Annotated in this window: 9 protein-coding genes; 1 reads left to right on the plus strand and 8 read right to left on the minus strand. The window is 67.7% G+C overall.

The features are described from left to right. The first annotated feature begins 35 nt into the window (after window positions 1-35). The gene (locus tag Q9293_RS10815; RefSeq protein ID WP_306246324.1) at window positions 36-1,088 is read left to right on the plus strand and encodes a hypothetical protein; all 1,053 of its coding nucleotides are present in this window, start codon (window positions 36-38) and stop codon (window positions 1,086-1,088) included. 71 nt (window positions 1,089-1,159) lie between these two features. On the opposite strand, the gene Q9293_RS10820 is transcribed toward Q9293_RS10815, so the two are convergent. The 8 genes from Q9293_RS10820 to Q9293_RS10855 form a co-directional block, all read right to left on the minus strand. Further along, a complete protein-coding gene (locus Q9293_RS10820; RefSeq protein ID WP_306246326.1) occupies window positions 1,160-2,887 on the minus strand; it encodes a nitronate monooxygenase family protein in 1,728 nt (575 codons plus the stop codon). Between the two features lie 123 nt (window positions 2,888-3,010). Further along, window positions 3,011-4,027, minus strand: a complete 1,017-nt coding sequence (gene ilvC / locus Q9293_RS10825; protein WP_306246328.1) for a ketol-acid reductoisomerase — start codon at window positions 4,025-4,027, stop codon at window positions 3,011-3,013. 171 nt (window positions 4,028-4,198) lie between these two features. Further along, on the minus strand, window positions 4,199-4,759 hold the full coding sequence (ilvN, locus tag Q9293_RS10830) for an acetolactate synthase small subunit (protein ID WP_306246330.1): 561 nt from the start codon (window positions 4,757-4,759) through the stop codon (window positions 4,199-4,201). A gap of 11 nt (window positions 4,760-4,770) precedes the next feature. Then, window positions 4,771-6,495 carry a biosynthetic-type acetolactate synthase large subunit gene (gene ilvB / locus Q9293_RS10835; RefSeq protein WP_306246331.1) on the minus strand — a complete coding sequence of 575 codons (1,725 nt, stop codon included), beginning with the start codon at window positions 6,493-6,495 and terminating at the stop codon, window positions 4,771-4,773. Between the two features lie 11 nt (window positions 6,496-6,506). Then, complete coding sequence (ilvD, locus tag Q9293_RS10840) at window positions 6,507-8,219, minus strand: dihydroxy-acid dehydratase (RefSeq protein WP_306246333.1); 1,713 nt, start codon at window positions 8,217-8,219, stop codon at window positions 6,507-6,509. Between the two features lie 104 nt (window positions 8,220-8,323). After that, a complete protein-coding gene (locus tag Q9293_RS10845; protein WP_306246335.1) occupies window positions 8,324-8,449 on the minus strand; it encodes a hypothetical protein in 126 nt (41 codons plus the stop codon). Between the two features lie 75 nt (window positions 8,450-8,524). Then, window positions 8,525-9,598: a 3-isopropylmalate dehydrogenase gene (leuB, locus tag Q9293_RS10850; RefSeq protein ID WP_306246336.1), complete on the minus strand. Its 1,074-nt coding sequence runs from the start codon at window positions 9,596-9,598 to the stop codon at window positions 8,525-8,527. Window positions 9,599-9,726: 128 nt separating this feature from the next. Further along, entirely contained in the window at window positions 9,727-11,277 is a 1,551-nt protein-coding gene (locus Q9293_RS10855; RefSeq protein WP_306246338.1) for a 2-isopropylmalate synthase, read from the minus strand. Between the last annotated feature and the right edge of the window lie 51 nt (window positions 11,278-11,328).

Below are 11,328 nucleotides of genomic sequence, written 5' to 3' on the forward strand. Positions count from 1 at the left end.
ATGCGCCGGAACCCAATCAGCCCTACCCTCGACAGATGACCTGGAAGCCCAGCCCCCGGGCGGAGGCGGATCACCTCCACCTGCCCCTCGATCCCATGCAGGGCTACCTCCTGTCCCGGCTCGACGGTACGCTGGATGTGCCAATGCTCGCCGCGCTCATGAACCTGGAGGAACGGCACGTGGCGGGCATGCTGGATCAACTGGTGCACCTCGGCGCCGTGGTCCCGGAAAACGCCCCGGCCATGGAAACCGAGCGGGTGGCACCAGGGGTCACCCCTGCTCCGCGTGAGGGGCCGCCAGCTCCGCGTGAAATGCTGCCAGCGCCCGTCTGCGATGGATCCATTGAAGGCGATGACCGCCTTGAAAGCGATGATTCCATCGAGGAAGACACTCCCCAGACTCCCGCCAAGGTGGCCTCGTACCGCCAGCTCTTCGAGCAGCACCTGCACCCGCGCCCCCTAGACCAGCGGGTGGCCCAGGCCCAGGTGGCTGTGGAGCCCGATCTCAGCGCCTGGTGCTTTGATCCCACCGCGGAAGTCATCCGCGCCCTCCTGGAAAACCCAAGGACAGCCTGCCTCCATGCCCGTCTGGTGGCCAGCCATCACCGCACCACCGCCGGGCTCGAAGCCGTCTGCGGTCGGACGGCCTTCACCAACGATGCGGGGGTGCGCCGCGCCCTTCTGCAGAACCCCCTGCTTCCAGCGGGCATCTTCCGTCGCCTCTGGTCCAACAAGCGGCTCCTGGAACAGTTCCTGGTGGCCACCTCCCATGATTTCCCTGATCAGACCCGCGCCATGGCCCGCGACCTGCTGCGCGCCACCTTCAACCAGCGGGCGGGCGAAGAGCGGGCCGAGCTGATCCTCAGCACCGAAGGGCGCTGCCTGGCGAGCCTGGTGGGCTGCACCATCGACAGCCACGCCACGGCGATCCTCTGCCGCCGCACCTACACGTCGACCTTGCTCATCCAGAACATCGCCCGCTGGAGCGCCGCGCCGCCGCAGCTCATCGCCCACCTGCGCCGCCAGGATCTGGTGAAGCGGAATCCCTCCCTGCGTCAGATGCTGGAGCGGCATCCCAACGCGACGTAACCAATTGAAAATCCTGGGTCCACAGATTTCACAGATTTAAAACCCAGGTGGGCAGCTGGAGTCCTGAGCCCTTAGGCGTAGACGCGCTGCAGGCCTGGGTCCTGGGTCAATTCCTCGATGAGGTCGCGGACGCTCACCAGCTCGCGCAGCTTGGCGCCGTTGCTGCCGGTGAAGAAGAGGCCGTTTTCCTGGTCGCCCTGCATGGCGTCGGCCAGGCGGTCGGCGATGCAGTAGCCCACGGCCATGGCACCCTTGCCGTGGCCACAGGGCGAGAGGCAGTTGCTCACGCAGCGGATCTGGGGCGCGGTGCCGGCCTCGATGCGGCGCTGCAGCGAGGTGCGCACGCCGCGGGCGGGCAGGCCCACGGGGGATTTCATCAGGCCGATGTCCTCGGCCTTGGCGCGGAGGATGACTTCCTTGAAGAGGGGCGAGGCGTCGCACTCGAAGGTGCCGATGAAGCGCGTACCCATCTGCACACCGTTGGCGCCCAGGGCCAGGAAGCGCTGGATGTCCGCGTGATCCCAGACGCCACCGGCCACCAGCACAGGGAAGTCGCCCCATTTGTCCCGCTCGGCGATGACTTCGGGAAGGATGTTCTCGAGGGTGTGGGCCGGATCGTCACAGCCTTCGTGGCTGAAGCCCTGGTGGCCGCCGCTCTCGGGGCCTTCCAGCACCACTGCATCGGGCAGACGATTGTACTTCCGCTGCCACTGTTTGCAGATGACCTGGAGGGCCCGGCCCGAGGACACGATGGGCACCAGGGCCACATCGGCATCGCCCACATAGCCCGGCAGCGCCAGGGGCAGGCCCGCGCCGGAGACGATCATCTGCGCGCCGCCCGCCACCGAGGCGCGCACAGCGGATTCGTAGCCTTCGATGGCACAGAGGATGTTGACACCCACGGCGCCGCGTCCCGCGGACCTCTCCCGGGCCGCACGGACGATCCATTCCAGGGCCTTGGGCGGATTCAGCCCGTCGGTGCCATCGGGGCGGCCCAGGCGCATCTTGGGATTGGCAGAGCCGTGGTAGCCCGTGCCGATGGCCGACACCAGGCCCACGCAGCCCTCGTGGGCCACGGCGCCCGCGAGGCCCTCCCAGGAAATGCCCACGCCCATGCCGCCCTGCTGGATGGGATAGGCCAGATCGAGGTTGCGGATGCGCATCCGAGGCAGGCTGCAGGCGCCCTTGCGCACCAGGGACTGGGCCATAGAGTCCAGGCCGGCCATGAGCCGCGAACGGAAGGCCGCCAAAGGGGACGAATCCAACAGCGAAGGCGTGCGCGGCTGCAGGCCGAAGGCGCCGTCAGCCATGGCCTGCTTGGCCTCGGCTTCGGTATCGGCCACGGCCATCACCGGCAGCCCCAGGGATCGGAGCGCGGACACCAGACCGGCCCGGGCCAGCAGGGCGGAAGCGCCACCGGCCTTGGCCTGGGCAGCTTCCTCGGGATTCTGCACCGCCACAATGCGGGGCATGTTCACGTGGCGAAGCATGGCCAGAGAGGGCGGCAATTCGGCGGTGTGCAGCAGGAAGGCCACACCCGCTTCGCGAGCCGCAGCCATGACCGCATCCGCGCTGTCTCTCAGGCCTCGTAGATCAAGGCCGATCTTGGCGCCATCCCGCATGGAGGCCTTGAGTTCCTCCAGCCGCGCCCGCAGCTTGTTGGCATCAGGGAACGCATCGGTGCGGGGCAGCGCCCAGCCCCCCGCACGCAGGAAGGCGGCCTGGAAATCGAGCGAACCCGGCGCCTGCCAACCCTGCATGGTTGGCGAGGTGGCAGTGTTAAGGAAGGGCTCGGCCATTCGGGGCTCCGGAGTGTGGAGAGTTCGCGCCACACAGGACATCATTGTGGGGCCAAAAGGGCGTGACGGGGTTTAAGCATTTGACCCAGGGTCAAGACGCTCTCGCCCCGTCACGGATATTCCTCAGGCCTTGACGGCAGGGGCAGGCGATTCCACGGGATCAAGGAAGGGCATCATGCGGCGAAGTTTGCGGCCTACCACTTCCAGGGGATGGTCATAGTCTGCCGCCCGCTGGGCCTCGAACCACTGGCGGCCGGTCTTGTTCTCTTCGATCCACGCCGTGGCGTAGCGGCCGTCCTGGATCTCCTTGAGGATCTCCTTCATCTCGGCCTTGGTCTGGTCAGTCACCAGGCGGGGCCCGCCGGTGTAGTCGCCGTATTCGGCCGTGTCGCTGATGCTGTAGCGCATGTAGCTGAGGCCGCCCCGCTGCATGAGGTCCACGATGAGCTTCAGCTCGTGGAGGCACTCAAAGTAGGCGATTTCCGGCTGGTAGCCCGCTTCCACCAAGGTTTCGAAGCCGGCCTTCACCAGGGCGCTGGCGCCCCCGCAGAGAACAGCCTTCTCACCGAAGAGGTCGGTTTCGGTTTCCTCTGTAAAGGTTGTCTCCAGAACGCCTGCCCGAGTGAGGCCTAGGGCGGCTGCATAGGAGAGCGCCACGGCCAGGGCCTGGCCGCTGGCGTCCTGGTGGATGGCCACCAGGGCGGGCGTGCCGCCGCCTTCCACGAAGACCTCGCGAACGCGGTGGCCGGGGCTCTTGGGGGCCACAAGGCTCACATCCACGCCCGCCGGGGGCTCGATGCAGCCGTAGCGGATGTTGAAGCCATGGGCGAACATCAGCGTCTTGCCGGGGGTGAGGTTCGGGGCGATGGACTCGGCGTAGAGGGCACCCTGCCCCGTGTCGGGCGTGAGCACCATGATGACGTCCGCCCAGGCCGCGGCCTCGGCGGGGCTGGTGACCGTGAGACCCTGGGCCTCGGCCTTGGCCCGGGAGGCCGAACCGGCGTGCAGGCCCACACGGACGTGGACGCCGCTGTCCTTGAGGTTGAGGGCGTGGGCGTGGCCCTGGGACCCGTAGCCGATGATGGCGACCTTCTTGGCGCGGATCAGGCCGAGGTCGGCTTCGTAGTGGATGGTGGCCATGGTGGCTCCTTGTTGAGGGGTTTCGGTGGTTGAGAGATTTGAAAAACGGATCACCACCAAGACACGAAGACACCAAGAAAAGCCAAAACGGCTTCTTTCGCCGTTCTTGGTGACTTGGTGACTTGGTGGTGAATGTTCTTGTTCATGGAGGTGCCGCCTCTCGGTTTGGACTTAGACAGACATGGCTTCGTGGCTGGTGCCTGTGCGCAGAGGTAGGGCCGGGCGGACGGGGGCCGCAGGGCGCGCGCCACGGGCCATGGCCACGGCGCCGGTGCGGCCCATCTCGAGGATCCCGTAGGGCCGCATGGCGTCCACCAGGGCGTCGATCTTGGCGAGGCTGCCGGTGCACTCGATGACCAGGCTGTCCTCGGCGATGTCGACCACCGCGGCCCGGAAGACCTGGGCCAGCTGCAGCACCTCGGAGCGGACCTCCAGGGCCGTCGACACGCGCAGCAGCACCAGGTCGCGCACCACCACGGGACCGTCCGCCAGGGGCTCCACCGCCAGCACGTTCACGAGCTTGCGGAGGTGTTCCACGGCCTGGCGGACCCGCGCGGCATCCGAGTCCACCACGATGGTCATGCGCGAAAGACCGGGGCGCTCCGTGGGGCCCACGGTGAGGGAGTGGATGTTGAAGCCGCGCCGCCGGATCAGCGAGGCCACCCGGGTGAGGACGCCAGGTTCGTCATCGGTGTAGACCACCAGGACTTGATGGGGATGGATCTGGGACATGCGGCCTCCTTTCAGTGGGGATCCGAGCCGGTTTCGGCCAGAGCGCTGGGCCGCCGGATCATCTCGTGGAGTGCCGCACCCGCCGGCACCATGGGATAGACGCTGTCCTCCTGCTCGACCTTGAACTCGATCAGGGCGGTGCCATCGACCGCGCGGGCCTGCGCGACGGCCGCGGCCAGCTCGCCCCGAGAGGCGACCCGCTGACCGTGGACGCCGAAGGCCTCCGCCAGCTTCACGAAGTCCGGCGACAGGATGGGCGTGGCGGCGTAGCGGCCCTCGTAGAACATGGCCTGCCACTGGCGCACCATGCCCAGGTACCCATTGTTGATGATGGCGATGTTCACCTTCACGTGCTCCTGCACGGCGGTCATCAGCTCGGCGAAGGTCATCTGGAAACCGCCGTCGCCCGCTACGACCCAGACTTCGGCCTCGGGCCGGGCCACCTTGGCGCCGATGGCCGCGGGCAATGCAAAGCCCATGGTGCCCGCCCCGCCGCTGGTGACGAGGCTGCGCTCGCCGTCGTGCTTGTAGTACTGGGCCTCCCACATCTGGTGCTGGCCCACGTCCGTCACCACGATGGCCTCGCCCTTGGTGAGGCGCCAGAGGTCGTGCATGACATGCGCTGCATAGAGGTGGCCGTCATCCGGCAGGTTCTTGATGTCCCGCACGGCGGAATCGCCGCGCCACTCGCGGATGGTGTCCAGCCAGCCCGACCGATCCGCCACGGGCAGCTGGGGTAGCAGGGCCCGCAGGACGTCACCCAAGTCGGCGGCGATGGCCACGTCCACTGGCACGTTCTTGTTCAGCTCGCTGGCGTCGATGTCGATGTGGATCTTTTTCGCATGGGGCGCGTATTCCTTGAGCTTGCCCGTCACCCGATCATCGAAGCGCATGCCGAAGGCCAGCAACAGGTCCGCCTCCTGGATGGCGCGGTTCACCCAGGCCTCGCCGTGCATGCCCATCATGCCGAGGCTGAGGGGGTGCGTGGCGGGCACGGCGCCCAGGCCCAGCAGGGTAAGCGCGAAGGGGATGTCGGCCCGCTCAGCCAGGGCGAGCACTTCGGCCCGGGCGCCCGAGAGCTGGATGCCATGGCCCGCGAGGATGATGGGCCGCTTCGCATTTCGGATGAGTTCGAGGGCCTCGGCCAGGGCCTCCTGATCCAGGGGCGCGGGCAGGTGCCTTAGGTGGCGCTGGGGCACCGCGCCCTCCCAGTCCAGCGCGGCTCGGGACTGCTGGGCATCCTTGGTGATGTCCACCAGCACGGGGCCGGGGCGGCCGCTGCGGGCCACGGCGAAGGCCTCGCGGATGGCGGGGACGATGTCCTCGGCGCGGGTCACCAAGTAGTTGTGCTTGGTGACGGGGATGGTGATGCCGGTGATGTCAACTTCCTGGAAGGCGTCGGTGCCGAGGAGCGCGGAACCCACCTGCCCCGTGATGGCCACGAGCGGTGTGGAGTCCAGCATGGCGGTGGCGAGGCCCGTCACCAGGTTCGTGGCGCCGGGGCCGGAGGTCGCCACCACCACGCCCACCCGGCCGCTGGCGCGGGCGTAGCCATCGGCCATGTGGCAGGCACTCTGCTCGTGGCGCACGAGCACGTGACGGATGGGGTAGCTCACCATGGCGTCGTAGGCGGGCAGGATGGCGCCGCCGGGATAGCCGAAGACCGTGTCCACGCCTTCGCGCAGCAGGCTCTCCCAGATGAGCTGGGCGCCGGTGAATGTCGTTGCATCTGACATGGCGACCTCCCTCAGCCCGCGACCGTGATGGCGCCTTCGGAGGCGCTGGCCACGGTGGCGGCGTACTTGGCGAACACGCCCCGGCGGTAGCGCGGCGTCGGTGCCTTCCATTCGGCGCGGCGCTGGGCCAGCTCCTCGTCGGAGACCTTCAGATCGAGACGGCGGGTGGGGATGTCAAAGATGACGGTATCCCCCTCGCGCACCAGCGCGATGGGACCACCCACAGCGGCTTCCGGGGCCACATGGCCCGCCATCAACCCGCGCGTGGCACCGGAGAAGCGACCATCCGTGAGCAGGGCCACGGTCTCGCCCAGCCCGGCGCCCATGAGCGCCGCCGTGACGCCCAGCATCTCGCGCATGCCCGGGCCCCCGCGGGGCCCCTCGTAGCGGATCACCAGCACGTCGCCATGATCGATGCGACCTTCCTGCACGGCGGCGAAGGCCTCATCCTCGGTCTCAAAGACGCGCGCGGGGCCCGTGTGATGCAGGCGTTCGTGCCCCGCCACCTTGATGACGCAGCCCTCAGGTGCGAGGCTGCCCTTCAGGATCACGAGACCGCCGCTGGGCTTGATGGGGCTGGCGAAGGGGCGCACCACCTGCTGGCCCGGCGTCTCCTGGGCCGAGGCCAGCTCTTCGGCCACGGTGCGCCCCGTGACGGTGCGGGCGCTGCCATGAAGTTTGCCGCCCTCCAGCAGGCGCTGGGCCACCAGCCGGATGCCGCCCGCGGCATGCAGGTCCGGCGCCGTGAAGCGGCCCCCGGGCTTGAGGTCCGCCAGCAGGGGCGTGCGGGCGCTGACCTGATCGAAGTCGTCGATGGTCAGGGGCACATCCGCCTCGCGGGCCAGGGCCAGGTAGTGCAGCACGGCGTTGGTGGAGCCGCCCGAGGCGGCCACGGAGGCGATGGCGTTCTCGAAGGCCGCGCGGGTGAGGATGGCGCTGGGGCGGAGGTCGTTCCGGACCAGGTCCATGACCAGGCGACCGCAGGTCTCCGCCGCCTCACCCTTGAGCGGATCCTCGGCCGGAATGCCGTTGAGGCCCATGGGGCTGAGGCCTAGGAGCTCGAGGCTGGCGGCCATGGTGTTGGCGGTGAACTGGCCGCCGCAGGCCCCCGCGCCGGGACAGGCGGCATCCTCGACCTTCTTCAGGCCCGCGTCATCCAGCTTGCCGGAGCTGTGGGCGCCGACGGCCTCGAAGACATCCTGCACGGTGAGATCCTTGCCGTCGCATGCGCCGGGAGCTGTGGAGCCGCCGTAGAGGATGAGACCGGGGATGTCGAGACGGGCCAGGGCCATGGCCACGCCGGGATTGGTCTTGTCGCAGCCCGACAGGCACACGAGGCCATCAAAGGCGTTGCCCCGGGCCACCAGCTCGATGGAATCGGCGATGACTTCGCGGCTCACCAGGGAGGCCTTCATGCCCTCGGTACCCATGGTGATGCCGTCGCTGATCGAGACGGTGTTGAACTCCATGGGCGTGCCGCCCGCGGCGCGGACACCCGCCTTCACCCGCTCCGCCAGCTCGCGCAGGTGGTAGTTGCAAGGGCCGATTTCGATCCAGGTGTTCGCGATGCCGATGATGGGCTTGGCGAGATCCTCGTCCGTGAAGCCGATGGCCTTCAGCATGGCGCGGGCGGGGGCGCGATGGGCGCCCTGGGTGATCACGCGGCTGCGCCAGTTGAGCGGCCGGCTGAGGGGCTGATCGTGGGGTTGTCCTGCGTCCGTCATGGTCTTCCTTATTGGGGAAGGCCGCCGACCTCGTGATGGCAGGACCGAATCGAAAAGGCCCCGCATCGAGGAGGTGCGGGGCCGGTTTCGGTGTCAGTTCCGAACTAGGGGGCCCCCACCTCGCCGCTAATAATCAGCACGGCGGGAATGGTCACCAGGCTTACCACCAGGCGTACAGACACGGGCGAAATCGCCGCGGCTGCCAGGTGGTTGGGGTGATGGGGGTTCATAGCGCTCGAGTGTCCGTGGTTGCATGGGGGCTGTCAAGGCAGGAGTCGGATCGTCATTCCGAATCGCGTCCCAACTCATGGTTGGGACACGGCAGCGCCGAGGCGCTGAAGGATGCAGGCACCCAGGCCGCGGGTTCCCTGGGGGTGGCGGGCGCCCTTGAGATCACCCGTGCCATGGCCCTCCTGAAGGGTCTGGTGGACGGCGGTTTCAATCTCCTGGGCCTCGCTGGAAAGGTTCAGCGCATGGCGCAACAGCATGGCGGCCGAGAGGATGGTACCGATGGGATTGGCGCGATCCTGGCCCGCGATGTCGGGAGCGGAGCCGTGGATGGGTTCATAGACGCCCACGCTCCCTCCCAGACTCGCCGAAGGCAGCAGCCCCAGGGAGCCCGCCAGCACGGCGGCTTCGTCGCTCAGGATGTCGCCGAAGAGGTTCTCCGTGAGCACCACGTCGAATTCCCGGGGCTTCGTGATGAGCGCCATGGCGAAGCTGTCCACGTAGGCGTGCTGGACCTTCACCTCGGGATAGAGCGGCGCCATGTCATCGACCACCTGCCGCCAGAGACGCGAGGTCTCCAGCACGTTGGCTTTGTCCACGGAGACCAGGTGGTTTCGGCGGCCCAGGGCCAGCTCGAAAGCCACCTTGGCCACCCGCTCGATCTCGGGGCGCGTGTAGGGCAGCGTGTTCACCGCAGTCTGGTCAGAGTAGGAACGCGGTTCGCCGAAGTAGAGTCCACCGGAGAGTTCACGCACGAACATCACGTCCGTGCCGCGCACCACCTCAGGCTTCAGGGGCGAAGCATCCTCCAGGGCCGGATGCACGGTCACCGGACGCAGGTTCGCGTAGAGCCCCAGGGCTTTGCGCAGCCTCAAAAGGCCCGATTCCGGGCGCTGGTGGCGGGGATGTTTGTCCCAGGCGGGACCACCCACGGCGCCCAACAACACGGCATCGCTGGCGCGGCACAGCTCCAGGGTGGCCTCGGGCAGCGGATCACCCGTGGCATCCACCGCGGCGCCACCGATGAGAGCTTCCTGGAAGTGGAAGCGGTGACCAAAGCGCTCGGCCACGGCCTTCAAGCAGGCCACGGCTTCGGCCGTAACCTCAGGGCCCACGCCGTCGCCCGGCAGAACGCAGATGCGCGCTTCCACGATCACACCCCCCAGCCGTACTGATCCGGGTTCGCATCGGTTCCCTCGACGGGGAGGATGGCGGGTTTCGGCGCAGCCTTGGCGGGTTCCGCCGTCTCGATTTTAGGTTCGGGCATTCTGTCCTCCATTTACGACCTCGCCTCAGCAGGCACGGGAGTGGCGAGGGCCCGGCGAGAGAAAAGCACCTTGTTGGTGGCGTTGAGGTAGGCGCGCACGCTGGCCTCCACGATGTCCGTGCTGGCGCCTTTGCCACCGTGGGCCACGCCATCGAATTCCACCTGGATGAACACCTCGCCCACGGCATCGGCGCCGCCAGTGATGGCGTGGATGCGGAAATCGAGCAGGCGGCCCTTCAGGCCCGTGAGCTTGTCCACCGCGGCGAACACGGCGTTCACGGGGCCATCCCCCATGGCGGTTTCCGTGTGCTCGCCTTCCTCGCTGGCCAGGGTGACCAGGGCCGTGGCCCACATGGAGGTGCCGGCGGTGGCTTGAAGGGCTCGCAGCTTAAACGTCTCGGGGATGTGCGTGAGGCCATCGCGGACGATGGCCAACAGATCCTCGTCGAAGATCTCCTTCTTCTGGTCGCTGAGCTTGGTGAAGAGCTTGTACGCCTTGTCCAGCTCGGCCCGCTCCAGCGGGTAGCCCAGTTCCTCGAACCGCTTGGCCAGGGCGTGGCGGCCCGAATGCTTGCCCAGCACCAGGTGCGTCTGTCGGACGCCCACGGATTCCGGCGTCATGATCTCGTAGGTGGAGCGATGGCTCAGCATGCCGTGCTGGTGGATGCCACTTTCATGGGCGAAAGCGTTGCGCCCCACGATGGCCTTGTTGGGCTGAACTTCAATGCCCGTGATGTTGGCCAGGGTCTGACTGGTGCGGTAGATGGCTTCCTGGTTCACGCCGGTGGTGTAGGGCATGGCGTCGCGGCGCACGGAGAGCGCCATCACCACCTCTTCGAGCGCAGCATTGCCCGCACGCTCGCCAATGCCGTTCATGGTGCATTCCACCTGCCGCGCCCCGGCGGACACCGCCGCCAGGGAATTGGCCACTGCCAATCCCAGGTCGTTGTGGCAGTGCACGCTGATGGTGACGTCCTCGATGCCCGGCACCCGCTCCCGCAGGTAGGTGATGAGCTTCGAGTACTCGTCGGGAACGGTGTAGCCCACGGTGTCCGGCACGTTCAACACGGTGGCGCCAGCCTCGATGGCGACGGTGAACACCTGCACCAGGTAGTCCCAATCGCTGCGGGTGGCATCCTCCGCAGAGAACTCCACCTCCTGGCAGTGCGACTTGGCCCGGCTGACGCCCTCACGGACCATCTGGAGGGCCTCTTCCCGGGTCTTCTGAAGCTTGTAGGCGAGATGGATGTCGGAGGTCGCCAGGAAGGTGTGGATGCGGGGCCGGGCCGCCTCGCGGAGGGCCTCCCAGGCGCGGTCGATGTCCTTGGGGATGGTCCGGCACAGGGCCGCAATGATGGGCTTGCGGCACTCCCGGGCGATGGCCTGCACCGCCGCGAAGTCATCGTCCGAGGCCACGGGGAAGCCAGCTTCGATCACATCGACACCCAGAGCTTCCAGCTGCAGGGCCATCTGCAGCTTCTCGTCCAGGTTCATGCTGCAGCCGGGTGACTGCTCGCCGTCGCGAAGCGTGGTGTCGAAGATGGTGATCCGCTGGTTGCCCATGGTTCGGGGTACTCCTTCGTCCGGGCTGGCCGGAGGGATCACCTGAAGATG

It is taken from the genome of Geothrix sp. PMB-07 (assembly GCF_030758935.1).
GTDB lineage: Bacteria > Acidobacteriota > Holophagae > Holophagales > Holophagaceae > Geothrix.

Bases quoted from the DNA above. Each gene is read 5' to 3' on its own strand.
- ilvB (WP_306246331.1), bottom strand. From the start codon at position 6,495: ATGTCAGATGCAACGACATTCACCGGCGCCCAGCTCATCTGGGAGAGC.
- Q9293_RS10855 (WP_306246338.1), bottom strand. From the start codon at position 11,277: ATGGGCAACCAGCGGATCACCATCTTCGACACCACGCTTCGCGACGGC.
- ilvC (WP_306246328.1), bottom strand. From the start codon at position 4,027: ATGGCCACCATCCACTACGAAGCCGACCTCGGCCTGATCCGCGCCAAG.
- Q9293_RS10815 (WP_306246324.1), top strand. From the start codon at position 36: ATGACCTGGAAGCCCAGCCCCCGGGCGGAGGCGGATCACCTCCACCTG.
- ilvD (WP_306246333.1), bottom strand. From the start codon at position 8,219: ATGACGGACGCAGGACAACCCCACGATCAGCCCCTCAGCCGGCCGCTC.
- Q9293_RS10845 (WP_306246335.1), bottom strand. From the start codon at position 8,449: ATGAACCCCCATCACCCCAACCACCTGGCAGCCGCGGCGATTTCGCCC.
- ilvN (WP_306246330.1), bottom strand. From the start codon at position 4,759: ATGTCCCAGATCCATCCCCATCAAGTCCTGGTGGTCTACACCGATGAC.
- Q9293_RS10820 (WP_306246326.1), bottom strand. From the start codon at position 2,887: ATGGCCGAGCCCTTCCTTAACACTGCCACCTCGCCAACCATGCAGGGT.